The organism is Ancylobacter terrae (assembly GCF_045108345.1).
GTDB lineage: Bacteria > Pseudomonadota > Alphaproteobacteria > Rhizobiales > Xanthobacteraceae > Ancylobacter.
In genome coordinates this window covers 1,392,813-1,416,020 of the sequence record NZ_JBJGXH010000001.1, presented here as the reverse complement: position 1 = coordinate 1,416,020, position 23,208 = coordinate 1,392,813, and the positions used below count along the sequence as shown (strand labels likewise).

General features: G+C 69.0%; 20 protein-coding genes and 1 pseudogene. 17 read left to right on the top strand and 4 right to left on the bottom strand.

The window, feature by feature from the left end; genetic code table 11:
* Window positions 1–36: 36 nt before the first annotated feature.
* A complete protein-coding gene (gene tpiA, locus ACEUEL_RS06780) occupies window positions 37–792 on the bottom strand; it encodes a triose-phosphate isomerase (RefSeq protein WP_405703453.1) in 756 nt (251 codons plus the stop codon).
* A gap of 158 nt (window positions 793–950) precedes the next feature.
* Between tpiA and ACEUEL_RS06775 the strand changes: the two genes are divergently transcribed.
* From ACEUEL_RS06775 to ACEUEL_RS06735, 9 genes and pseudogenes are all read left to right on the top strand, one after another.
* Window positions 951–2,840, top strand: coding sequence for a peptidylprolyl isomerase (locus tag ACEUEL_RS06775; protein ID WP_405703451.1), 1,890 nt, complete (start codon window positions 951–953; stop codon window positions 2,838–2,840).
* A gap of 27 nt (window positions 2,841–2,867) precedes the next feature.
* The gene (gene trpE / locus ACEUEL_RS06770; protein ID WP_405703450.1) at window positions 2,868–4,382 is read left to right on the top strand and encodes an anthranilate synthase component I; all 1,515 of its coding nucleotides are present in this window, start codon (window positions 2,868–2,870) and stop codon (window positions 4,380–4,382) included.
* A 158-nt stretch (window positions 4,383–4,540) separates the two neighbouring features.
* Window positions 4,541–5,146 (top strand): anthranilate synthase component II, encoded by a 606-nt coding sequence (locus ACEUEL_RS06765; protein ID WP_405703449.1) that lies wholly within the window; start codon window positions 4,541–4,543, stop codon window positions 5,144–5,146.
* Window positions 5,147–5,164: 18 nt separating this feature from the next.
* Complete coding sequence (gene trpD / locus ACEUEL_RS06760) at window positions 5,165–6,178, top strand: anthranilate phosphoribosyltransferase (RefSeq protein WP_405703448.1); 1,014 nt, start codon at window positions 5,165–5,167, stop codon at window positions 6,176–6,178.
* A 12-nt stretch (window positions 6,179–6,190) separates the two neighbouring features.
* Window positions 6,191–6,985: pseudogene (gene trpC, locus ACEUEL_RS06755) on the top strand (indole-3-glycerol phosphate synthase TrpC); the annotation flags it as partial.
* Window positions 6,968–7,462, top strand: a complete 495-nt coding sequence (moaC, locus tag ACEUEL_RS06750; RefSeq protein WP_405706608.1) for a cyclic pyranopterin monophosphate synthase MoaC — start codon at window positions 6,968–6,970, stop codon at window positions 7,460–7,462. The pseudogene trpC and the gene moaC, both read left to right, overlap by 18 nt.
* A gap of 2 nt (window positions 7,463–7,464) precedes the next feature.
* Window positions 7,465–8,676, top strand: coding sequence for a molybdopterin molybdotransferase MoeA (locus tag ACEUEL_RS06745; RefSeq protein ID WP_405703447.1), 1,212 nt, complete (start codon window positions 7,465–7,467; stop codon window positions 8,674–8,676).
* Between the two features lie 50 nt (window positions 8,677–8,726).
* Window positions 8,727–9,107, top strand: coding sequence for an oxalurate catabolism protein HpxZ (gene hpxZ / locus ACEUEL_RS06740; protein WP_405703446.1), 381 nt, complete (start codon window positions 8,727–8,729; stop codon window positions 9,105–9,107).
* Window positions 9,108–9,237: 130 nt separating this feature from the next.
* Window positions 9,238–9,948, top strand: coding sequence for a GntR family transcriptional regulator (locus ACEUEL_RS06735; RefSeq protein ID WP_405703445.1), 711 nt, complete (start codon window positions 9,238–9,240; stop codon window positions 9,946–9,948).
* Between the two features lie 12 nt (window positions 9,949–9,960).
* On the opposite strand, the gene atzF is transcribed toward ACEUEL_RS06735, so the two are convergent.
* On the bottom strand, window positions 9,961–11,775 hold the full coding sequence (atzF, locus tag ACEUEL_RS06730) for an allophanate hydrolase (protein WP_405703444.1): 1,815 nt from the start codon (window positions 11,773–11,775) through the stop codon (window positions 9,961–9,963).
* Window positions 11,776–12,022: 247 nt separating this feature from the next.
* On the opposite strand from atzF, the gene ACEUEL_RS06725 reads away from it, so the two are divergent.
* From ACEUEL_RS06725 to ACEUEL_RS06705, 5 genes are all read left to right on the top strand, one after another.
* Window positions 12,023–12,217: a hypothetical protein gene (locus tag ACEUEL_RS06725; RefSeq protein WP_405703442.1), complete on the top strand. Its 195-nt coding sequence runs from the start codon at window positions 12,023–12,025 to the stop codon at window positions 12,215–12,217.
* Between the two features lie 191 nt (window positions 12,218–12,408).
* The gene (gene speB / locus ACEUEL_RS06720) at window positions 12,409–13,464 is read left to right on the top strand and encodes an agmatinase (RefSeq protein WP_405703441.1); all 1,056 of its coding nucleotides are present in this window, start codon (window positions 12,409–12,411) and stop codon (window positions 13,462–13,464) included.
* A gap of 5 nt (window positions 13,465–13,469) precedes the next feature.
* Window positions 13,470–14,291, top strand: coding sequence for a carbon-nitrogen hydrolase family protein (locus ACEUEL_RS06715; protein ID WP_405703439.1), 822 nt, complete (start codon window positions 13,470–13,472; stop codon window positions 14,289–14,291).
* Entirely contained in the window at window positions 14,288–15,976 is a 1,689-nt protein-coding gene (locus ACEUEL_RS06710) for a flavin monoamine oxidase family protein (protein WP_405703437.1), read from the top strand. The genes ACEUEL_RS06715 and ACEUEL_RS06710 overlap by 4 nt, the downstream gene beginning before the upstream one ends.
* A 187-nt stretch (window positions 15,977–16,163) precedes the next feature.
* Window positions 16,164–16,973 (top strand): NAD-dependent epimerase/dehydratase family protein, encoded by an 810-nt coding sequence (locus tag ACEUEL_RS06705; RefSeq protein WP_405703435.1) that lies wholly within the window; start codon window positions 16,164–16,166, stop codon window positions 16,971–16,973.
* Here the strand turns inward: ACEUEL_RS06705 and ACEUEL_RS06700 are convergent.
* Window positions 16,952–18,085 carry an aminotransferase class V-fold PLP-dependent enzyme gene (locus tag ACEUEL_RS06700; protein ID WP_405703434.1) on the bottom strand — a complete coding sequence of 378 codons (1,134 nt, stop codon included), beginning with the start codon at window positions 18,083–18,085 and terminating at the stop codon, window positions 16,952–16,954. The two genes, ACEUEL_RS06705 and ACEUEL_RS06700, sit on opposite strands and share 22 nt — an antisense overlap.
* Window positions 18,086–18,166: 81 nt before the next feature.
* Between ACEUEL_RS06700 and ACEUEL_RS06695 the strand changes: the two genes are divergently transcribed.
* The 3 genes from ACEUEL_RS06695 to ACEUEL_RS06685 are packed head-to-tail and all read left to right on the top strand — an operon-like array spanning window position 18,167 to window position 22,286.
* The gene (locus ACEUEL_RS06695) at window positions 18,167–19,474 is read left to right on the top strand and encodes a type III PLP-dependent enzyme domain-containing protein (RefSeq protein ID WP_405703431.1); all 1,308 of its coding nucleotides are present in this window, start codon (window positions 18,167–18,169) and stop codon (window positions 19,472–19,474) included.
* A gap of 19 nt (window positions 19,475–19,493) precedes the next feature.
* Entirely contained in the window at window positions 19,494–19,964 is a 471-nt protein-coding gene (locus ACEUEL_RS06690; protein ID WP_405703429.1) for a RidA family protein, read from the top strand.
* Between the two features lie 54 nt (window positions 19,965–20,018).
* On the top strand, window positions 20,019–22,286 hold the full coding sequence (locus ACEUEL_RS06685; RefSeq protein ID WP_405703427.1) for an oxidoreductase: 2,268 nt from the start codon (window positions 20,019–20,021) through the stop codon (window positions 22,284–22,286).
* 76 nt (window positions 22,287–22,362) lie between these two features.
* On the opposite strand, the gene ACEUEL_RS06680 is transcribed toward ACEUEL_RS06685, so the two are convergent.
* Window positions 22,363–23,076 carry a ribonuclease activity regulator RraA gene (locus ACEUEL_RS06680; protein WP_405706607.1) on the bottom strand — a complete coding sequence of 238 codons (714 nt, stop codon included), beginning with the start codon at window positions 23,074–23,076 and terminating at the stop codon, window positions 22,363–22,365.
* Between the last annotated feature and the right edge of the window lie 132 nt (window positions 23,077–23,208).

Sequence of the window (23,208 nt, the reverse complement as noted above, 5' to 3'; positions counted from 1 at the left end):
CATCGCCAGCCCGCGTCCGGTCTGGCTGCCATGCGTTCAGAGGCAGGCGCGGGCGATGGCGAGGAAATCGGCGGCCTTGAGGCTGGCGCCGCCGACGAGGGCGCCGTCGACGTTATCGACCGCGAGCAGTTCGCGCGCATTGTCGGGCTTCACCGAGCCGCCATAGAGCAGGCGGATGGCCCGCGCGCCGACGCCGAAGCGGGCCAGCAGGGCGGCGCGCATGGCGCCATGCATGCTCTCGACATCCGCCGGTGTCGGCGTGCGCCCGGTGCCGATCGCCCAGACCGGTTCATAGGCGACGATGAGCCCCTGCTCGAGCGCGCCTTCGGGGATGGAGTTGGCGAGCTGGCCTTCGACAGAGGACTGAGCGTAGCCGGCCTCCCGCTCCTCAAGCGTCTCGCCGACGCACACGATCGCCTTCAGGCCGGCCCGGGCGACCGCCTCCGCCTTGGAGCGGGCGACGAAATCGCTCTCGTTGTGATCGGCGCGCCGCTCGGAATGGCCGACGATGATCATCGTCCCACCCGCATCGGCGATCATTTCCGCCGAGATTTCACCGGTGTGGGCGCCCGAGGCGCGAGTGTGGCAGTCCTGCGCGCCGATGGCGAGACCGCTGCCATGGGCGATGTTGGCGGCGGCCGCGATCAGCGTCGCCGGCGGGCAGATCAGCAGATCGGCCCTCGCCCGGAGCGCGGCATCGTAGCCTTCGACGATATCGGCGATTTCCGACAGGGAGGCCTTGAGACCGTTCATCTTCCAGTTGCCGGCGATGAGGGGGCGTGGCGTCGTCATTCCGGCCTTCCGATCCTTGGCTGTTGACCTCGGGTAACAGAAGCCCCGGGGCTTCGCAAATGCTGCGAGGTGCGGCGTTGCGGCATCAGGGTCGCATCCCTATTATGCGCGCCTTTCGCGAACCGGCCGGGCGCCGGGCGCCACCAACGAGACGAGCAATGCTGCAAACACTGCGCAAGGGTGCCTCGGGCATCGTCGCCAAGCTTCTGATGGGCCTCCTGATCCTCAGCTTCGGCATCTGGGGTATCGCCGACGTGTTCCGCGGCTTCGGCAGCCAAACCCTTGCGACGATCGGCTCCACGGAAATCACGGTGCCCGAGTTCCGGCAGATCTATCAGGAACGCATCCAGCAGATCAGCCAGCAGATCAAGCGCGGGCTCACGCCCGACCAGGCACGCGCGATCGGCCTGCCGCAGCAGATCCTGAACGAGCGGCTCGCGGAAGCCGCGCTGGACGACCGCGTGAAGCAGCTCGGCCTTGCCCTGTCCGATGATGAGATCGCCAAGCGAATCCGCGAGAACCCGGCCTTCCGTGGCCCGTCCGGCAGTTTCGACCCGAATTACTTCGCGCAGATCCTGCGCTCGAACGGCTTCACCGAGGCGCGTTTCGTCGACGCCGAGCGTCGGCTGGCGCTGCGCCAGCAGTTCATCGAGGCGCTGGGCGGCGGCATGAGCGTTCCGCAGACGCTGCGCGACGCCATCGGCCGCTATGAGAACGAGCAGCGCACCGTCTCCTATGTCCTGATGAATCTGCCGTCGACGGCAGAGATCGCCGATCCCGGCGAAGAGGCGCTGCGCACTTTCTTCGACGCCCGAAAGATCGCCTTCAAGGCACCCGAATTCCGTAAGGTCTCGGTGCTGCTGCTGACGCCGGAATCGGTCGCCTCGACGATCGCGATCAGCGATGCCGACATCAAGGCGGCCTACGAGGCGAATCTCGCCCAGTTCGGCACGCCCGAGAAGCGCGTCGTCCAGCAGATCGTGTTCCCGAGCGCCGACGAGGCCCGCGCGGCGGCCGAGAAGATCGCGGCGGGCACGTCGTTCGCGGATATCGCCGCCGAGCGGAAGCTGGAGGCCAAGGACATCGATCTCGGCGACATCACGCGCGGCGAGATTCTCGACAAGTCCGTCGCGGACGCGGCGTTCGCGCTGCCGGCCGAGGGCACGAGCGGCGTGGTTCAGGGCCGGTTCGGGCCCGTGATCGTGCATGTCGGGGCGGTCACGCCCGGCACGACCAAGCCGCTCGAGGCGGTGAGCGCGGAACTGCGGACCGTGCTCCAGGCGGAGCGGGCCGGCCGGCTGCTGCACGACAAGCACGACCAGATCGAGGATGAGCGTGCCGGCGGCGCCAAGCTCGGCGAGATCGCCGGCAAGCTCGGCCTCAAGTTGGTCGAAGTCGACACCGACCGGCAGGGGCGCACCCCCGCGGGCGACCCCATCGCGCCGCTGCCCGACCAGGCGACGATCATCGCCGGCGCTTTCGGCAGCGACATCGACACCGAGAACGACCCCGTCCAGCTCGCCAACAATGCCGGCTATGCCTGGTACGCGGTGGAGGCGATCACGCCGCCGCGGGACCGCACCTTCGAGGAAGCCAAGGCGCAGGTCCTCGACCGCTGGCGGCAGGACGAGGCGGCCAAGCAGCTCGACGAGAAGCTGGCCGCGCTGAAGCAGAAGATCGATGGCGGCACGCCCTTCGTCGACGCTGTCACCGCCGATGGCTTCGAGCTTCGCACGGCGTCCGATCTCCGGCGCGGTCGGGCCTCCTCCGAGGGCTTCCCGCAGAGCGCCATCGCCGCCGTTTTCGAGACCAAGCAGGGCGCGACCGGCTCGGCGCCGACCGAGAACGACGGACGGGTGCTGTTCCAGGTGACCAATATCCTCACGCCGACCGGCACGGCTCAGGACGACAAGCTTATCGCCGATATCGGCCGCAGCATCGAGCAGGACCTGATGACCGAATACCTTGTTCGCCTTCAATCGGATCTCGGCGTGCGCATCAATCGCGTTGCGCTCGATCAGATCGTCGGCGGCGAGCCGGTCAACTGAGCGACGGGACGGATCGAGGAATTCGCGATGCTTTCCCCCAACGACACCGTCGGCTTCACGGCCGCCTATGAGCGCGGCGAGGCGCAGGTGGTCTCGGTGACGCTGATCGCCGACCTGGAGACGCCGGTTTCCGCCTTCCTGAAGCTCGCCAACGAGCGGCCCAACAGCGTGCTGCTGGAATCGGTCGAGGGCGGCGCCACCCGCGGGCGCTATTCGGTGATCGGCATCGATCCGGACGTGATCTGGCGCTGCCGGGGCGACCGGGCCGAGATCAACCGCCGCGCGCTCGACGACCTGACGACGTTCGAGCCGTGCGCGCTGGCCCCGCTCGATTCGCTGCGCGCGCTGGTCGGCGAATCGCGCATCGCCCTGCCGGAGGGTGCCCCGCCGATGGCGGCCGGCGTGTTCGGCTATCTCGGCTACGACATGGTCCGGCAGATGGAGCGGCTGCCCGCCGCCAAGCCCGACATTCTCGGCGTCCCGGATGCCCTGTTCATCCGGCCGACCGTGATGGTGGTGTTCGACGCGGTGCGCGACGAGGTCACGGTGGTCACGCCGGTGCGCCCGCAGGCCGGCGTCACGGCGCTTCAGGCGGAAGAGGCGGCGCGCGCCCGGCTCGACGCGGTGATCGCCGCGCTCGACACGCCGCTGCCGAAGGCGGCGACGGAAGACCCGTTCCACCAGGACGTGGTCGCGGTCTCCAACACCGAGCCGGCCGCCTATATGGAGATGGTCGAGCGGGCGAAGGAATACATCCGCGCCGGCGACATCTTCCAGGTGGTGCTGTCGCAGCGCTTCGAGGCGCCGTTCACCCTGCCCTCCTTCGCGCTGTACCGCTCGCTGCGGCGGATCAACCCGGCGCCGTTCCTGGTCTATTTCAACTTCGGCGACTTCGCGCTGGTGTGCTCCAGCCCGGAGATCCTGGTGCGCCTGCGCGACGACACCGTCACCATCCGCCCGATCGCCGGCACCCGCCGGCGCGGTGCCAGCCCGCACGAGGACAAGGCGCTGGAGGAGGAACTCCTCGCCGATCCCAAGGAGCGGGCCGAACACCTGATGCTGCTCGACCTTGGCCGCAACGATGTCGGCCGCGTCGCGAAGATCGGCACGGTGCGGGTCACCGACAGCTTCTTCGTCGAGCGCTACAGCCAGGTGATGCACATCGTCTCGAATGTCGAGGGCGACATCGATCCGAAGCACGACGCGCTCGCCGCGCTCGCCGCCGGCTTCCCGGCGGGCACGGTCTCGGGCGCGCCGAAGGTGCGGGCGATGGAGATCATCGACGAACTGGAGCGCGACAAGCGCGGCATCTATGCTGGGGCGATCGGCTATTTCGGCGCCGACGGCGAGATGGACACCTGCATCGTGCTGCGCACGGCCATCGTCAAGGACGGCCGCATGTATGTTCAGGCCGGCGCGGGCATCGTCTACGACTCGGTGCCCGAGTCCGAGCAGCAGGAATGCGCCAACAAGGCGCGCGCCCTGTTTCGCGCCGGCGAGGAAGCGGTGCGCTTCGCGGCGCAGGCACGGAGGGGGCAATGATCGTAGGAAGCCTGCTCGCGATCGCGACGGCCATGCGCTATGTGGTGCGGCGATGGCGAGGCGGGCGCCCGATGGTCTGACCGTCCTGCCCGGCTGTTCCGGCGCGGGGCCTCCTCACTCACGTTGCACACGCCGGATTTCCGGCGGATGGACCCGCGATGATCCTCCTCGTCGACAATTACGACAGTTTCACCTGGAACCTCGTCCATTATCTCGGCAGCCTCGGCGCCGATGTGGACGTGCGCCGCAACGATACCCTCACCGTGGACGAGGCGATGGCGCTGCGTCCCGAGGCGATCGTGCTCTCGCCCGGCCCCTGCACGCCCAGCGAGGCCGGCATCTGCTGCGACCTCATCGCCCGCGCCGCGACCCGCATCCCGATCTTCGGCGTCTGCCTCGGCCACCAGGCGATCGGGCAGGTGTTCGGCGGCGACGTGGTGCGGGCACCGCTGCCGATCCACGGCAAGCTGGCGCAGGTGCGCCATCGCGGCGAGGGCGTGTTCCGCGGCATCAACGGCCCGTTCAACGCGACCCGCTATCATTCGCTGGTGGTGAAGCGCGACACGCTTCCCGCCGACCTCGCGGTGACGGCGGAAACCGATGACGGCCTGATCATGGGCCTCTCGCACCGCGAGCTGCCGATCCACGGCGTGCAGTTCCACCCGGAGAGCATCGCCTCCGAGCACGGGCACACCATCCTGAAGAACTTCCTCGACCTCGCCCGCGACTGGAATGCCGGTCCGGGCCGGTCGAAAGCCGCCTGACCGGCGCCGGGGACCGACATGGACAATCTCAAAGCGCTGATCGGCAAGGTCGCCTCGGGCGTCGGGCTCTCGCGCGAGGAAGCCGCCCACGCCTTCGACGTGATGATGTCGGGCGAGGCGACGCCGTCCCAGATCGGCGGCCTGCTGATGGGCCTGCGCGTGCGCGGAGAGACGGTGGAGGAGATCGCCGGGGCGGTCTCCACCATGCGGGCGAAGATGCTCCCCGTGGTCGCGCCGGAGGGCGCGGTCGACGTGGTCGGCACCGGCGGCGATGCCTCGGGCTCCTACAACATCTCGACCTGCGCCTCGTTCATCGTGGCGGGTGCCGGCGTGCCGGTCGCCAAGCACGGCAACCGGGCGCTGTCCTCGAAGTCCGGCGCCGCCGACGTGCTGATGGCGCTCGGCGTGAAGATCGACCTGACGCCGGAGGAGATCGCCCGCTGCATCGCAGAGGCCGGCATCGGCTTCATGTTCGCCCCGGCCCACCACCCGGCGATGAAGCATGTCGGGCCGAGCCGGGTGGAACTGGGCACGCGCACCATCTTCAACCTGATCGGCCCGCTGTCGAACCCCGCGGGCGTGAAGCGCCAGATGGTCGGCGTGTTCGCGCGCGGCTGGGTGGAGCCGCTCGCCGAGGTGCTGAAGACGCTCGGCTCGACCCACGCCTGGGTGGTGCACGGCTCCGACGGGCTCGACGAGATCACCACCACCGGCCCCACTACGGTCGCCGAGCTGAAGGACGGCGCCATCCGCACCTTCGAGATCGCGCCCGAGGAATACGGCCTCGCCCGGGCGACGCCGGAGGCGCTGAAAGGCGGCGACGGCACCGCCAATGCGCGGGCGCTGCGCGCCGTGCTGGCGGGGTCGCCGAGCGCCTATGCCGATGTCGCCCTGCTCAACGCCGCGGCGGCGCTGGTGGTGGCCGGCAAGGCGCCGGACATCGCCGGCGGCCTCGCGCTCGCCCGCACCAGCCTGTCCAGCGGCCACGCGGAAGCCGCGCTCGAGCGGCTCGTCGCCGTGTCGAATTCCTGAGGGGCGCCGCGCATGTCCGACATCCTCGAGAAGATCGGCGCCTACAAGCGCGACGAGATCGCAGCGGCAAAGCTCGCCCATCCGCTGCCGGGCCTGCGCGCGCGCGCAGCTGAGGCCTCGCCCCCGCGCGGCTTCCTGCGCGCCATCGAGGCGAGGATCGCCGCCGGTGAGACCGCGCTGATCGCCGAGATCAAGAAGGCGAGCCCTTCCAAGGGGCTGATCCGGCCGGATTTCGATCCCCCGAGCCTCGCCCGCGCCTATGAGCGCGGCGGGGCGGCCTGTCTCTCGGTGCTGACCGACGCGCCTTCCTTCCAGGGCTCGCCGGCCTATCTCGGCGCGGCGCGCGCGGCCTGCGCGCTGCCGGTGCTGCGCAAGGATTTCCTCTACGAGACCTATCAGGTGGTCGAGGCACGCGCCTGGGGTGCCGACGCCATCCTCGTCATCATGGCGGCGGTCGACGACGCGCTGGCGCTCGACCTCGTCGCGGCGGCGCACGAGCTCGGCATGGATGCGCTGGTCGAGGTGCATGACGGCGCCGAGCTCGACCGGGCCTTGAAGCTGCCGGCGCGGCTGATCGGCATCAACAACCGCAACCTGCGCACCTTCGAGACGCGGCTGGAAGTCTCCGAGGAACTCGCCCCGCGCATCCCGGCCGACCGCATCGTGGTCGGCGAGAGCGGCCTCTTCACCCCGGCCGACGTCGCCCGGCTCGCGCGTGTCAATATCCGCACCATCCTCGTCGGCGAGAGCCTGATGCGGCAGGATGACGTCACCGCCGCCACGCGCACGCTGCTCGGCCCGGCCGCGCCGGCCGGCCTTACCCATATCGACGCCGCCGGCACCGCGCATATGGTCGACGTCGCCGACAAGCCGGCGACGGATCGCGTCGCGGTGGCGGAGGGGCGGGTGGTCATGCGTCCCGAGACGCTGGCGCTGATCCGCTCGGGCGACGCGAAGAAGGGCGACGTGATCGGCACCGCGCGGCTCGCCGGCATCATGGCGGCGAAGCGTACGGCGGAGCTGATTCCGCTGTGCCACACGCTGCTGCTGTCGAAGGTCGCGGTCGAGATCGAGGCGGACGACACCCTGCCCGGCCTCGTCGTGCGGGCGAGCGCGCGCACCACCGGGCAGACCGGCGTCGAGATGGAGGCGCTCACCGCCGTCACCGTCGCCTGCCTCACCATCTACGACATGGCCAAGGCGGTCGATCGCGGCATGTCGATCGAGGCCGTTCGCCTCGTCGAGAAGTCCGGTGGCCGCTCGGGCCACTGGCAGGCGGGCTGAGCATGGCGCTGATCCCGGTCGAGGAGGCCCTCGCCCGTGTCCTCGCCGGCGTCGCGCCGGTGGCGGCCGTGAGCGTTCCCCTCGTCGAGGCGAATCACCGCGTGCTGGCGGCGCCCCTCGTCGCACGGCGCACCACGCCCGCCTCCGATGTCTCCGCCATGGACGGCTATGCGGTGCGGGCGGCGGATGTGGCGCAGGCACCCACGACCCTGCGCGTGGTCGGCGAGGCCGCGGCCGGCCGCCCGTTCACCGGCACCATTGGCGCGGGCGAGACGACGCGCGTGTTCACCGGCGGCGTCATGCCTGCCGGCAGCGATGCGGTGGTGATCCAGGAGAACACGGAGCGCGCGGGCACGTCGGTCGTCATGAACGTGCCCGCCATCGCCGGCCAGCACATCCGCCGCGCCGGCGGGGACTTCGCGGCGGGCGACGTGCTGCTGCCGGCGGGCCGCCGGCTCACCGCGCGCGATCTCGCGCTCGCCGCCTCGGCCGATCTCGCCGCGCTGGAGGTGCACCGGCGCCCGCGCGTCGGCCTGCTGTCGACCGGCGATGAACTGGTGCCGCCCGGCGTCGGCGCGGGCCCCCACCAGGTCATCCTCTCCAACATCTATTCGGTCGCCGCCCTCGCCCGCGCCGCCGGCGCCGAGGTGATCGACCTCGGCGTGCTGCCGGACCGGATGGACGCCACCACCGCCGGCGTGCGCGCCGCGATCGATGCCGGGCTCGACGTGCTGGTGACGACCGGGGGCGCCTCGGTCGGCGACCATGACCTCGTCGCCCCCGCGCTCGTCGCGGAGGGTGTCGAGCTCGCCGTGCACAAGGTCGCGCTGCGCCCCGGCAAGCCGCTGATGTTCGGCCGTCGCGGCGGGCTCCGCGTGCTCGGCCTGCCCGGAAACCCGGTTTCGGCGCATGTGTGCGCCCTGCTCTACCTGCTGCCGCTGCTGCGCGCGCTGCAGGGCGAGCCGGCCGCCGGCCTGCCGCTGACGGATGCCGAGCTCGGGGTGCCGTTGAAGGCCAACGATATGCGCATGGACTTCATGCGCGCCGAGATCGTCGGCACCGGCCCGCGCGGCCCGGTCGTGCGCCCGTTCCCGACGCAGGACAGTTCGATGCTGAGCGTGCTCGCCCGCGCGGAAGCCCTGCTGGTGCGCCGCCCCTTCGCCCCGGCCGGGGAGCCGGGTGATGCCTGCGAGATCATCCGCCTCGACGATTGACGCGGCCCGCTCCGTGCATGTCGGCGAGCCGTCGCAACCGAGTGTTCCTGATGCAGATCAACCTTCCCGATGTCGTCGCCGAAGTCGAAGAGGCTTTTGCCCGCTACGAGACCGCGCTGGTCGCCAACGATGTCGCGACGCTGGATTCGCTGTTCTGGGACAGTCCCCACACGATCCGCTACGGCGGCGGCGAAAACCTCTACGGCTACGAGGCCATCCGCGCGTTCCGCGCCGCGCGGTCGCCGCAGGGGCTGGGGCGGACGCTGGAAGGCACCGTCATCACCACCTATGGCCGCGACATGGCGACCGCCTCGACGCTGTTCCACCGTGCCTCCGCACCCGGCCATGTCGGCCGCCAGAGCCAGACCTGGATGCGCACGCCGGACGGCTGGAAGGTGGTCGCGGCGCATGTGAGCCTCATTCCCCGGTAAGGCGAGGCCGGCGGACGCCGCCGCGTGCCGCAGCGGTGACGGCAGCCGGCACCCACGCTATGGTCGATCCCGACGGTGAGCCGACTGGCTCGAATCGTTCGGTATGTTCGACGCAAGAGCCCGATCATCGATGAGCCTTGACGATTCCCCGGGCAATACGGCGCCGGATGCCGGCAAGGCAGCGGAGCGTTCCGGCGCTCGCCGCTCGACCCGCGCCGAGGATCTGCGATTCCAGATCGCCGACGAGATCACCCGCGGCCTGCTCCCGCCGGGAACGGCGCTTGACGAGACCGCGCTCGCCTTGCGCTTCAACGTTTCCCGTACCCCTGTCCGCGAAGCGATCCGCGAACTCGCCGCCTCCGGGCTGGTGGAGACCCGCCCGCATCGCGGCGCCGTGGTGGCGCGCCCCACCGTCGATGATCTGCAGGCCATGTTCGATGTCATGGCCGAACTCGAAGCATTGTGCGCCAGCTTCAGCGCGCTGAAGATCAACCCGTCCGAGCGGCGGGAGCTGATCGCGCTTCATGCCGAAATGGGCGACGTGATGCGCCAGGGCGACTTCATCCGCTATCGCGACCTCAACGAGCAGTTTCACGCGGCGATCTATGCGGCGAGCCACAACCCCTATCTCGTGGAACTCGCGGCCGGCACGCGCCGACGGCTGTCGCCGTTTCGCCGGGCTCAGTTCCGCGCGCTGGGGCGCCTTGCGCTGTCCCATGCCGAACATGATCGCGTGGTGACCGCCATCCTGCGGGGAGACCGCGAGGGGGCTGCGGCAGCCATGCGCAGCCACATCGCCATCGTCCACGACGCCTATGAACAATACGCCCAGAGCGTTTGAGCCCGCTCCCGTCTAGCCGGCCGCGCTCACCTGCTCGGCTTCGAGGAACGGCCGCCAGCCTCCATAGGCGCTGATGTCGCGGGCGAAGACGGTCGCGGCGGCCTCGACCAGAAAGCCCTTCACTGAGGTGCCGTCATCGAGCAAAACCGTGCCGACGCTGAGGGGAGCGGCGATACGCTCGACGAAGCGACCATATGCGCCCGGTTCGAGTGACCAGAGCTCGCAGGCGATGGCGGCCCCTTCCCCGTTGCGAACGCGCAGCAGGCCGGGCCGGCGAACCGCGCCGTCGGGAAGCAGAAAGAGGCGGTAATCGGCGCTCGTCACCGCACGACGGACCAGCCTGCCGCCGAGTTCGATGAGTTCGCGATTGAGCGGCAGACCTTCCAGATGCGCACCGAAGACGGCAATCTCGAATCGGGGCGGCCCTTTGCGTTCAACTCCGACCGATGCCGGAGGGACGGGCCGTCCGGTGGCGCCGATATCGAGGGCCGATGCGGCGTGGAAGGCGCTGCCGATCGCCGCGAGCCGCGCGTCGCAGCCGGCCGGCGCCAGCAGCGTGATGCCCCAGGGGGCGCCGTCTTCCCGGATTTCGGACGGCACCGAGAGGCCGCACAGATCGAGCAGGTTGACGAAATTGGTGTAGGTGCCGAGATGGCTGTTCAACCGGATCGGATCGGCCTCCACCTGCGCGACGGAATAGACCGCCGGCACGGTGGGCACCACGAGGGCATCGAGACCGACAAACTGCCCGCTGGTCAGGGCGCGCAGTTCCGCCAGACGGTAGAGGCCGCGGAACAGCTCGACCGCCGACTTGCCCCGTCCCCGCTCGATGATGGTACGCACGACCGGATGAACCGCATCCGGCCGGGCCTCGAGGAAGCCGCCCACGGCCGCGAAGCGCTCCGCGATCCAGGGGCCCTCATAAAGAAGGCGGGCGGTCTCGAAGAAGGGGGCCATGTCGATATCGACGAGTTCCGCGCCGAGATCGCGCAGGCGGGCCAGCGCCCGTTCGAAGGCCGGCTCGCCGAGCCGGTCGCCGAAGCTCGGGCGGTCCAGCTTCCTCGGCACTCCGACCCGCAGCCGCTTCGGTATCGGTGCCAGATCACCGACCGGCACCAACCGCGAGAACGGATCATCCGGATCCGGGCCGGCCATCACTTCCAGCGCTGCCCAGGCATCCGCGACCGTGCCCGCGAATACGGAGATACAGTCGAGCGAGCGGCAGGCCGGCACGAGACCCGTGGTCGGCACCATCCCAACGCTGGGCTTCAGGCCGACAATGTTGCACATGCCGGCCGGCACGCGCCCGGATCCGGCCGTATCGGTCCCGAGCGCGAAGGGCACGAGCCCTGCGGCCACGGCGACCGCCGATCCGGAGCTCGATCCGCCCGGCACAAGCTCGTCGCGAAGGGGATTTCGCGGCACGCCATAGGGGGATCGCAGCCCGACCAGGCCGGTGGCGAACTGGTCGAGATTGGTCTTGCCGATGACGATGGCGCCGGCCCGCCGCAACCGCGCCACGCTCTCCGCATCGCGGGTCGGGACATAGGCGAAGTCGGGGCAGGCGCATGTGGTGGGCAGGCCGGCGACGTCGATATTGTCCTTGACCGCGAACGGAACGCCGTACAGCGGCAGGCGGGCCGGATCCGCCTTTTCGAGCGCCTTCAGGGCCGCCGCGATCGCGTCCGCGGGCGACAGGGCAAGGAATACCGCCGGATCAGCGTGAGCCTCGATGCGGGCGAACGTATCAGCGATGGTCTGGGCCGGCCGGCGGGCACCGGAGCGGTGCGCCGCGACGATCTCGGAAATCGTTTCAGCCAACGCCATCCCCCTGCGGCATCATGAACGGCCTCATACGACAATATGCATTCACCTTGTGCAAGTCCAAATGGATTGCATACATGAGCGATCCGCGATCCCGGTCCACCGACCCGATCGAACCCACGCGAGTCCCGCTGGGGAACCTCTCTGAAGCGTGATTTCGCCGGCCGCGATCTCCTTCGATTGGCCACGATGTGGGATCGTGCTGGGCCACGGCAGCAACACACGCTGCCGGAAGCCAGGAGATATCTCCATGAGCACCGATCCTCGCAATCACCAGGCCGGCAAGGACATGCACCGCCAGCAGGGCGGCCAAAGCGCCGAACGACAGCATGAGCAGCAGGGCGGCAAGCCGACCCAGCACGGCAACGCTCCCGCGGGTACCGACAAGGCCAAGCAGGCCGGTCAGCAGGAGACGCACAAGGGATCGGCCCCGCAACGACGCTGATCGATGACCGTCTTCACTTCATGACCTTGTGCGGGACGTCGTGAGTCCCGCGGGGCTCGCTCTCCGGACCAGAGGGCGGGCCCTTTCTGTGTCGACGTGCCGACACACGCGCATCGCATTGCGAAAGACGGTTCCCTCCAGGCGCCTCTCCCCGCTAGGGTCGGCCCACGGGAACAGGACTCAGGGACTCCATGTCAGATCACGAGAAGCTCGAGCAGCTGCGCGCGAAATACGGAAACGTCCCGGGCGGCGTCATCCACGACCCCGTCTTCAAGCGTGTTGCCGAACTCCAGTTCAAGGATGGCGACAAGCGCGTCTGGCCGTTCGCCAACGCCGCGACGTTCCTCGACCTGCCCTATCGCCCCGATGTGGCCGACACCGACGATTTCGGCGGGCTCGACATCGCCATCGTCGGCGTGCCGATGGATCTGGGTGTGACCAACCGCACCGGCGCCCGCCTCGGCCCGCGCGCCGTGCGCGCCATCGAGCGCATCGGGCCTTACGAGCATGTGCTCGGAATGGTGCCGTCGGCCGATGTGAAGGCCGCCGACATCGGCGACTTGCCGTTCCGCAGCCGGTTCAGCCTGGAGAGCTGCCACGAGGACATCGAAGCCTTCTTCAAGCGGATCGTCGCGGCGGGCGTCATCCCCATCGCCGTCGGCGGCGACCATTCGATCACCGGTTCGATCCTCAAGGCGGTCGGCGAGAAGCGGCCGGTCGGCATGCTCCATATCGATGCCCACTGCGACACCTCGGGGCTCTATGAGGGGTCGAAGTTCCATCACGGCGGCCCCTTCCGGAAAGCCGTGCTGGACGGGACCATCGACCCCGAGCGCACCATCCAGATCGGCATTCGCGGCGGCGCCGAATATCTCTGGGAATTCTCCTACGAGAGCGGCATGACGGTGATCCACGCCGAGGAGGTCACGGGCCTCGGCGTGCCGGCCATCATCGCGAAGGCGAAAGAGGTTCTCGGCAGCGGTCCGGTCTATGTCACCTTCGACATCGACAGCCTCGATCCCGCCTTTGCCCCGGGCACCGGCACGCCGGAGATCGGCGGCCTAACCTCGCGGGAGGTGATGGAGATGCTGCGGGGGGTCAACGGGATCGACGTGGTCGGCGGCGACGTGGTGGAAGTCGCGCCGCAATACGATGCCACCAGCAACACCGCCCATGCCTGCGCGCAGATGCTGTTCGAGATCTTCTGCCTCGCCGTAACCGCCCACAAGGCCCGGCAGGGAGGATGAGGCGGATGCGGCTCGCCCTCCTTCAGACCGCCGGCGATCCCGGCGGCAGCCCGGAAGCCAACCTCGAGCGCCTCGCCGCGGCGGCCACGAGGGCCAGGGCCGGCGGCGCCGATCTGTTGCTGGCCCCGGAGATGTTCCTGACCGGCTATGCGATCGGTGCCGAGGCGGCTCGGAACCGGGCGGAGGCGGTGGATGGCACTGCCGCCCGTCGCATCGCCGAGATCGCCCGGCTGAACGCCATCGCCATCGCCTATGGCTACCCCGAGAAGGGGGCCGACGGCCATGTCTTCAACGCGGCGACGCTCATCGACGCCGAAGGTCACCAGCGCCTGCATTATCGCAAGACCCACCTGTTCGCCGCGCTCGACCGGGCGATGTTCTCGCCCGGTGACGCACCGTCGGGAACGGCGGAGATCGGCGGTCTGCGCGTGGGCCTGATGATCTGCTACGATGTCGAGTTTCCGGAGAACGTGCGCGGGCTTGCGCTGGACGGCGCCGACCTCGTCCTGGTTCCCACGGCGAACATGCGGCCCCACGAGATCGTCTCGCATCTGGTGGTGCCGGCGCGGGCCTATGAGAACAGCGTGTTCATCGCCTACGCGAACCGCTGTGGCGCCGAGTCGGACCTCGTCTATTGCGGGCTGAGCTGCGTCGCCGCCCCCTCCGGCCGGCTCATGGCGCTCGCCGGCGAGGAGGAGGAACTGCTGTTTGCCGACCTCAATCCCGAAGAACTCGCCCGCGCCCGCGAGAAGAACCGCTACATCGCCGACCGGCGTCCGGAGCTTTACGGGTCGCTGGCCGATCCGTTCCTGACGGCCCTGCCATGAGCGCCACGGCCGCGTCGGCACTGTCGGGCGGCGATGCGGCGCCGGTCACCATGTTCGGGCCGGACTTTCCCTTCGCCTTCGACAGCTATCTCGCCCACCCTTCGGGCCTCGGCGCCCTGCCCGCCGAAGCCCATGGCCGCGAGGTCGCCATCATCGGCGCCGGAATATCGGGCATCGTGGCGGCGTTCGAGCTCATGAAGCTGGGCCTCAGGCCGGTCGTCTACGAGGCCGACCGCATCGGCGGGCGGCTGCGCTCGGAGCCCTTCCGCAGCGCCCCCGAGACGATTGCCGAGCTGGGCGCCATGCGGTTCCCGCCCTCGGCGACGACGTTCTTCCATTATCTCGGGCTGGCCGGCCTCGCCACGACCCCCTTCCCCAACCCGCTGTCGCCGGCGACGCCGAGTACGGTGATCGATCTGGGCGGGCAGACGCACTACGCCCGGACCCTCGCCGACCTGCCGCCGCTGTTCGCCGAGGTGGCGCAGGCGTGGCGGGAAGCGCTGGAGGAGGGTGCGCAGTTTTCCGCCATGCAGGCGGCGATCCGCGCGCGCGACGCCCGGCGCGTGAAGGAGATCTGGAACGCGCTGGTGCCGGCTCTCGACGAGGAGAGCTTCTACGGCTTCATCGCACGCTCGAATGCCTTCCGCACGCGCTCCTACCGCCACCGGGAGGTCTTCGGGCAGGTCGGATTCGGCACCGGAGGGTGGGATACGGATTTCCCGAACTCGATGCTGGAGATCCTGCGCGTCGTCTACACCGATGCCGACACCGACCATCGGATGGTGGTCGGCGGGGTCGAGCAGTTGCCGCGCCGGCTCTGGGCGCTGGCGCCGGCCAGGACCGCGCACTGGCCGGCGGGCGTCTCGCTGGCGGGGCTCCACGGCGGCTCGCCGCGTCCCGGCGTCGCCCGGATCGCGCGCGCTCCCTCCGGCCGCATCGCGATTACCGACCGCTGGGGCCACGAAACCGAATACGATTCCGTCGTGGCCACCTGCCAGACATGGCTGCTCTCGGCCCGCATCGAGTGCGAGGAGCGCCTGTTCTCGCATGCGAACTGGATGGCGATGGATCGCTCGCATTACATGCAGGCGGCCAAGACCTTCATCATGGTCGACCGCCCGTTCTGGCGCGACGTCGATCCGGCGACAGGACGACACGTGCTCAGCCTGACGCTGTCGGACCGGATGACGCGCGGCACCTATCTGATCGAGCAGGGCGAAGACCGGCCGGGCGTGATCTGCCTCTCTTACGCCTGGGAGGACGACGCGATGAAGTGGATGTCGCTGCCGGTCGAGGAGCGCGTGCGCCTCGCCCTGCACAGTCTGCGGCAGGTCTATCCGGACACCGATATCCGCTCCCACATCATCGGCGAACCGATCACCGTCTCCTGGGAATCCGATCCCAACTTCATGGGGGCTTTCAAGGGCAACCTCCCGGGCCACTACCGCTACCAGCGCCGACTCTTCGCCCATTTCCGGCAGGACGACCTGCCGCCCGACGAGCGCGGAATCTTCCTCGCCGGCGACGACATATCCTGGACGGCCGGGTGGGCCGAGGGCGCGGTGACGACCGCACTCAATGCCGTCTGGGGCGTCATGCGGCATTTCGGCGGGACGAGCTTCCCGGACAACCCCGGGCCGGGAGACGCATGGGAGGCGCTGCAGCCGCTGGCGCTGCCGGAGTGACCAGCATGGCCCGGTCGGGCGAGAAGCCCGCGACGGGCATCCCGCTCGATGCGCGCCGGCGGCGGAAACCGCGTCGCGGGTGATGGGAGAAGCGATACGTTCTTGCCTGTCGGCTCGCACCTTATAAAATCGTCTGACAAGTTGAAGCAGGCACCGCATTCAAGGCGGATATCGGAAGGCAGCGACCATGGCGATTGAACGCCCACTCCTTTTCACGGGTGCCGGTGGCATTCTCGGCAAATGGCTGCGCCCCCGGCTGGTGGAGGCCTTCGGGGCGATCCGCTCGACCGACATCGTCGAGTTCGGCCCTCCACTGCCCGGCGAGGAGATCGTGATCGCCGATCTCGCCCATGCCGCCGCGGTCGATCGTCTGGTCGAGGGCGCGGGGCGGATCCTTCATCTCGGCGGCATCTCGTTCGAGACCACGTTCGACCGCATCCTGCAGGCGAACATCCTCGGTACCTACAACGTGTTCGAGGCTGCCCGCCGGTTCGACGCCGGCCCCATCGTGTTTGCGAGCTCCAACCACGCCATCGGTTTCTACACCCGCGACGACCGGCTCGACACCAACACCCGCGCGCGGCCGGATTCGCTCTACGGCGTTTCGAAAGCCTTCGGCGAAGATCTGGCGAGCTTCTATTTCGACAAGTATGGCGTCGAGAGCGCCTGCATCCGCATCGGCACCTGCCGCCCCGATCCGATCGATCCGCGGCACCTGTCGACCTGGCAGAGCTACGAGGATCTGCTGCGCCAGATCGAAGCCTGCTTCGCCGCCCCGCATCTCGGCTGCACCATCCTCTACGGCGTGTCGAACAACGATCGCAGCTGGTGGGACAACAGCACGGCGCCCCATGTCGATTACCGGCCGCAAGACAATGCCGAGAGCTTCGCCGCCGCGCTGATCCCGAATGGCGATACCCGCGATCCGGACGCCCCCGAGGTCAAGTATCAGGGCGGGCCCTTCGTCACCGACGGCTATGTGCGCCGACGGCCCTGAAGGCGCTCCACGGCGCCCCTGACGCGCGCCGCGACCAGGTCGAGTTCGCCGGCATCGAGGCGGCGGACATCGACCAGCAGCACGCCCCGCTCCGCCAGCAGGGTGCGAACCAGCACGCGGGGGGCCCCGTCCTCGATGCCCTTCGCGAGTTCGGAGGCGTCAAATCCCGCCACCGCCGGATCGATGGTCAGCACGGTGCGGCTGAACGGATTGCCGGTCTCATCCGGAACGACCGTCGCCCGCAGGCCGGAGAGGCCGTCGAGCCTGGCGGCAAGCGCCCCGGCACGCGCGCAGACGGCAGCCTGCTCGGCGGCGTGATCCCGTGCCCGCCAGCGTTCCAGCGCCGCGATGGCGCCGATCACCGCCTCTTTGCCCGCCTTCATCGGCCGCCCGACGCCGAAACGCTGCGTTGCGCAGGCCGCGACCAGATCGGCACGACCCGCGATGATCCCGGCGGTGGGCCCGCCGAGCGCCTTCTGAACGCTGAACAGGACGAGATCGGCCCCTGCCCCGATGACGTCCGGCCAGCCATATTCGGCCGCCGCATCGACGATCACCGGGACACCCGCCGCGTGGACCTCGGCGATGAAGACGTCGAGCGGGATCATGCCGGTGGGCGTGGTGTGGTGCGAAATGACGTAGAGCGCGGCGGCGGTTCGAGGGCCGAGCGCGGCGCGCATCTGGTAGGTCGCCGCGTCGGTCGCGGCGCCGATCTCGACGGGCCTCGCGCCGCTGAGACGCAGATCGCCGGTGATGAGCGAGCCATAGTTCACGACATGGCCGCGCTGGAGCACGATCTCGTCGCGCATCCCGCTCGTGTCCGGCAGTTGCTCGGCCCGCGCGCGATCATCGCCCGTCATCGCCGCCGCCGCCGCGATGACGATGCTGGCCGACGAGCAGTTCGTCACATAGCCCGCCTCGGCTCCGGTGGCGTCGGCGATGATCCGGCTGGCCAGCGCCTGCAATTCCGCCATCTCGACGCTGACGGCGAGGATGTCGGCGATCTCGGCGATGATCTCGGGCGGGACCCGGCTCGCACCATAGACCGTCTCCGTTCCCGATGCGTTGAGCAGGGCGGTGAGCCCGCGCCGCGCCATGATATCGCCGCCCATGATTGCCCCCTCCGTGGCTTCTTGCACAAAGAAGTCTGATAAGTTTACAATTGTCCAGCTTCACGCAAACCGGGGGTGCGCATGTCGGCGATCGATCTGAGCGGGATCGAGGCCAGCGAGGTCGACGGTTGCGTCAAGGGGATGCCTCCCGGCCTCGCTCCCCTCCCCCTCGCGGCAATCGGCCAGCAAGGCTGGAACCTGTTGCGCGAGGACATGCCGCTGCCGCTCGCCGTGCTCAGGCGCTCCGCCATGGAACGGAACAGCGCCTATATGCGCGGCTTCCTGGGGATGACCGGTGCGGCGATCGCACCCCATGGCAAGACCACGATGGCGCCTCAGCTTTTCGCGCGCCAGATCGCGGACGGCGCCGTCGCCATCACGCTCGCCACCGTCCAGCAGGTGCGCGTGGCGCGCCGCTTCGGCTTCGGCAGCATCCTGCTGGCCAACCAGGCGACGGGGCCTCAGGCCACGCGCTATCTGGCCGAAGAAGTCGGGCGCGACCCGTCCTTCGAATTTCGCTGCTTCGTCGATTCCCGCGCCGGCGTCGAGCGCTGGGCGCAGGCGGTGAAGGCCGCGGGCGGAAGACGGCCCATCCAGCTCATTCTGGAGGGCGGCTTTCCCGGCGGTCGAACGGGTTGCCGCAGCCTCGAGGATGCGATGGAGGTGGCCGATGCCATCGCGGCGGCGGCCCCCTTCGTCGAACTGGTCGGCGTGGGCGGTTATGAGGGGCTGCTCGCGGGCAAGGACATGGCGGCGACCACCGCGCGCGTGAACGACTTCCTCGATCATCTCGTGGAGATCGCCCGCGCCTGCGACGGTCGGGCTCTGTTCGCGCCCGGGCCCATCCTGCTCACGGCCGGCGGGTCGAGCTTTTACGATATGGTCGCCACCCGTTTCGGAGCGGCGAAACTGTCGCGCGAGGTGAAGGTGGTCATCCGCAGCGGATGCTATCTCACCCACGATTCCGGCACCTACGAGGATCGCTTCGTCGACCTTCGCGTCCGCATGCCCGCGATCGATGGCGTCCATGCCCGTCCCGAGCACGCGCTGGAGGTGTGGGCCTATGTCCAGTCCCGCCCCGAGGCGGGCAAGGCCATCCTGAGCATGGGCAAGCGCGATGTCTCCTACGATTCCCGCCTGCCCGAGCCGCTCGCCTGGTATCGGCCCAGCACCGGGGCGCGCCCCGCGGCGATCCCGCATGGCCATGCCGTCGCCGGCCTGAACGACCAGCACTGCCACCTGATTGTGCCGGCCGACAGCCCGCTTCAGGTCGGCGACATGGTCGCCTTCGGCATCTCCCACCCCTGCACGACCTTCGACAAATGGCAGCTCATCCCCGTGGTCGATGACGACTACACGGTGGTCGACGCCATCCGCACCTATTTCTGAACAATCGGGAACGTCTTCGATGAGCCATGATTTCGACCAGCGCTTGGCGGCCCTCGGCGCGGAAGTGCCGAACCCGACCGTTCCGGGCGCGAACTACGTGCCGGCGGTGATCGTCGGCAATATCGTTTTCCTCGCCGGTCAGGTGCCGCGTCGCGACAATGACTGGATCTGCCTCGGCCGCCACGGCGAGAACCTCACGATCGAGCAGGGCGTCGCCGGCGCGCGGCTGTGCGCGCTCAACCTCATCGTCCAGCTGCGCGAGGCGTGCGGCGGTTCGCTCGCGCGGGTGCGCCGGATCGTGAAGCTCACCGGCTTCGTCAACGCGACTCCCGATTTCGTCGACATGGCGAAAGTAGTGAACGGCGCCTCCGACACCTTCATCGAGATTTTCGGCGAAGCGGGCCGCCACGCGCGCAGCGCGGTCGGCGTTGCCACGCTGCCCCGCGGCTGCGGAGTCGAGATCGAGGCGATCGCGGAGATCGACGTCTAGCAGGCCGGGAGCCATCCGTTCCGTCCTCCGAAGCCGCCATGCGGGGATCCAGAGATGAATGCGCCGTTTGCCAGTGCCAGCAGCCCGCAACCCGTCGATGGCGGCCATGCCCCTGAGGGCAGGCGGAACACCGCCCGCGACCCGCGTTACGATATCCTCTTCGAGCCGATCCGGATCGGCCCGAAGGTGATGAAGAACCGGTTCTACCAGGTGCCGCAGTGCAACGGCGCGGGCCACGCGCGCCCCGGCTCCAGCGCCGGCCACCGCGCGGTGAAGGCCGAGGGCGGCTGGGGCGGGATCGCGACCGAATCCTGCTCCATCCATCCGGAAGTCAACCAGACCACCATCACCAACGCCTCGATCTGGGACGAGGGCGACGTCATCAACCACCGCCACATGGTGGATGAAGTCCACAAATGGGGGGCGCTGGCGGGCATCGAGCTCGGCGCGGGCGGCGTGAAGGACAATCTCTGGAGCCGCTACGTCGCGCCCGCGATCGACCGGTTCCCCTCCTCCGGCGTCTACAAGACCTATACCTATCCGGCCACGGAAGAGGACATCGGCCGCATCCTGCAGATGTACGAGGATGCCGGGCGACGCGCGAAGGATGCGGGGTTCGACATCCTCTATATCCACGGCGCTGCCGGCGTGCTGCCGGTGCACGCGCTGTCGCGGCACTACAACCGCCGCACCGACAAGTATGGCGGTTCCTTCGAGAACCGCGCGCGGTTCTGGATCGAGGCGCTGGAGCGGCTGAAGACGGTGGCGGGCGACGACTGCGCCGTCGCGACCCGCATCACCATCGACGATCTCGCCGGCCCCTGGGGGCTGGAGATGCACGACGAGGGGCTCCGCTTCGTCGAGTATGCGACCAAGCTCGGCCTCGTCGACCTGTGGGACGTGATCATCGGCGGCTCGGGCGACGACATGTGGGGCGAGGATTCCGGCCCCTCGCGCTTCTACAAGTCGAACCATCAGGCACCGTGGAACGCGGAGGTGAAACGGCTCGCCAAGGCGCCGGTGATCGGGGTCGGCCGCTTCACGGACCCGGACGAGATGGCGCGCATCGTGCGCACCGGCCAGATCGACATCATCGGCTGCGCCCGCCCCTCCATCGCCGACCCCTATCTGCCAAAGAAGATCGAGGAGGGCCGGCCGGAGGACATCTGCGAGTGCATCGGCTGCAATGCCTGCGTCTCGCGCTTCAACCTCAACAACATGATCATCTGCACGCAGAACCCGACGGCGATGGAGGAATACCGCCGGGGCTGGCATCCGGAGAAATTCGAGCCCGCGCCGAAGCCCCGCACCGTGCTGATCGTCGGCGCAGGTCCCTCCGGACTCGAATGCGCCCGCGTGCTCGGCCGGCGCGGCTATGACGTGCAGCTCTGCGAGGCGAGCGAGACGCTCGGCGGGCATCTGCGCGACGTCACCCGCCTGCCCGGCCTCAACGAATGGGCGCGCGTGATCAACTACCGCGAAAGCCAGTTGCAGCGCATGCCGAACGTCACCATCATGCGCGGTACCGGCCTCGTTACCGCCGATGATATCCTCGAATTCGGCGCGTCACGCGTCGTGCTCGCCACCGGCGCGCAGTGGATCGGCAACGGGCTCGGCGCCTCCGGACCCGACGGTATCGCCGGGGTGGACGCCACGCACGACGCGTTTGTGACGCCGGAGCAGTTCTTTGCCGGCAAGGCAATTGGCCGAAAGGTCGTGATTCTCGATTCCGACGGCTACTTCATGGCGATCTCGATCGCCCAGATGCTGGCCGAGCAGGGCAAGGAGGTGACGATCGTCACCCACCACGACCGCGTCGCGCCTATCACCGACCTCACGCTCGAGAGCTATAATCTGCGCCGGATGATGCGCGAGAAGGGTATCGGCGAGCGCGTGGGCCATTGGGTCGAACGGGTCGATATCGACGGCGGCGGCGCCCAGGTGGTCATCTACGACCGGTATCGAGACGGATCGCTGCGCACCAGCGAACCGAAGCTCGGCGTCTATCCGCGCCGCCTGGGGGATGCGGTGGAGGTGCTCGGCTGCGACAGCGTCGTGCTGTGCACCGCGCGGGAATCGAACCGCAGCCTGTATGACGATCTGGTCGCGCGGAAGGATCGCTGGGGGGAGGCCGGGATCGAGGCCGTCGTGCGGTCGGGCGACTGCCTTGCCCCCCGCATCCTCGCCGATGCCATTTTCGACGGCCACCGCATTGGCCGCGAAATCGAGAGCGACAACCCGGAGCGCCCCCGCGCGATCATCCGCGAGCGCCAGATCTGGGGTCACGACGTGATCCCGAAGCTGGGCGACGCGGTTCTGTGAAAACCGGAATGGGAGTGGCGCCCGACCCGCGGGCGCTGCTCCGTTCGTCTTGACTGGTGGTGGGCTCGGCAGCGCGTCAGCGGCCGCGATTGGCACGCCACGCGCGGAACGCCTCGATCGACTCGGCATTCGCGGGGTAAAGGCCGAAGATCGACTGGCCGGCAAGGACCCGCTCGGTCACGAACTCCTCCATCAGGAACTGCTCGTAGCCATCGCGCGCCACCTCGTCGGCGAGATGACGCGGGATCACGACCACGCCTTCACGATCGCCGACGATGATGTCGCCGGGATAGACCGGCACGTCGCCACAGCCCACGGGCACGTTGATGTCGACGGCGTGATGGCGCGTGAGGTTGGTGGGGGCGGCGCGGCCGCCGCAATAGACGGGGAAATCGAGCCCCTCGATCGTTGGCGAGTCGCGCAGGCCGCCATCGGTGACGACACCCGCGGCCCCGCGCACCATCATGCGCGTGACGAGAATGCTGCCGGCGCCGGCAGCGCGGGCATCCTTGCGGCAGTCGATCACCATCACATGCCCCTCCGGAATGGTCTCCACCGCCTTGCGCTGGGGGTGATTGCGGTCCTCGAAGACGGCGGAGACGTCGATATCCTCCCGCGACGGGATATAGCGCAGGGTGAAGGCCTCCCCGACCAGGGAGGGCCCGCCGCGGGACAGGCGATGCACGCCCTGCATGAACGTATTGCGCAGGCCGCGCGCCATGAGCTGCGAGGTGATCGTGGCGGTGCTGATGGCGGCCAGCTTCTGCCGGGTGTCGGGCGACAGGCTCATCGTGGTCATGGTTCCCTCCGTGCGAACTGCCCCAACTCGTCTTACATCCCGTCGATGCAACGGCCGGACTGCAGCTGACCGACACCAAGCGTGAAGCGTTGCGGGGCATTGCGCAAGCACCGCACGCCATTC

Coding starts and splice junctions, on each gene's coding strand:
- ACEUEL_RS06690 (WP_405703429.1), top strand. CDS start 19,494: ATGAGCCATGATTTCGACCAGCGCTTGGCGGCCCTCGGCGCGGAAGTG.
- ACEUEL_RS06695 (WP_405703431.1), top strand. CDS start 18,167: ATGTCGGCGATCGATCTGAGCGGGATCGAGGCCAGCGAGGTCGACGGT.
- ACEUEL_RS06705 (WP_405703435.1), top strand. CDS start 16,164: ATGGCGATTGAACGCCCACTCCTTTTCACGGGTGCCGGTGGCATTCTC.
- ACEUEL_RS06735 (WP_405703445.1), top strand. CDS start 9,238: ATGAGCCTTGACGATTCCCCGGGCAATACGGCGCCGGATGCCGGCAAG.
- tpiA (WP_405703453.1), bottom strand. CDS start 792: ATGACGACGCCACGCCCCCTCATCGCCGGCAACTGGAAGATGAACGGT.
- trpE (WP_405703450.1), top strand. CDS start 2,868: ATGCTTTCCCCCAACGACACCGTCGGCTTCACGGCCGCCTATGAGCGC.
- ACEUEL_RS06710 (WP_405703437.1), top strand. CDS start 14,288: ATGAGCGCCACGGCCGCGTCGGCACTGTCGGGCGGCGATGCGGCGCCG.
- trpD (WP_405703448.1), top strand. CDS start 5,165: ATGGACAATCTCAAAGCGCTGATCGGCAAGGTCGCCTCGGGCGTCGGG.
- hpxZ (WP_405703446.1), top strand. CDS start 8,727: ATGCAGATCAACCTTCCCGATGTCGTCGCCGAAGTCGAAGAGGCTTTT.
- atzF (WP_405703444.1), bottom strand. CDS start 11,775: ATGGCGTTGGCTGAAACGATTTCCGAGATCGTCGCGGCGCACCGCTCC.
- ACEUEL_RS06745 (WP_405703447.1), top strand. CDS start 7,465: ATGGCGCTGATCCCGGTCGAGGAGGCCCTCGCCCGTGTCCTCGCCGGC.
- ACEUEL_RS06715 (WP_405703439.1), top strand. CDS start 13,470: ATGCGGCTCGCCCTCCTTCAGACCGCCGGCGATCCCGGCGGCAGCCCG.
- ACEUEL_RS06680 (WP_405706607.1), bottom strand. CDS start 23,076: ATGAGCCTGTCGCCCGACACCCGGCAGAAGCTGGCCGCCATCAGCACC.
- ACEUEL_RS06725 (WP_405703442.1), top strand. CDS start 12,023: ATGAGCACCGATCCTCGCAATCACCAGGCCGGCAAGGACATGCACCGC.
- ACEUEL_RS06700 (WP_405703434.1), bottom strand. CDS start 18,085: ATGGGCGGCGATATCATGGCGCGGCGCGGGCTCACCGCCCTGCTCAAC.
- speB (WP_405703441.1), top strand. CDS start 12,409: ATGTCAGATCACGAGAAGCTCGAGCAGCTGCGCGCGAAATACGGAAAC.
- ACEUEL_RS06775 (WP_405703451.1), top strand. CDS start 951: ATGCTGCAAACACTGCGCAAGGGTGCCTCGGGCATCGTCGCCAAGCTT.
- ACEUEL_RS06685 (WP_405703427.1), top strand. CDS start 20,019: ATGAATGCGCCGTTTGCCAGTGCCAGCAGCCCGCAACCCGTCGATGGC.
- ACEUEL_RS06765 (WP_405703449.1), top strand. CDS start 4,541: ATGATCCTCCTCGTCGACAATTACGACAGTTTCACCTGGAACCTCGTC.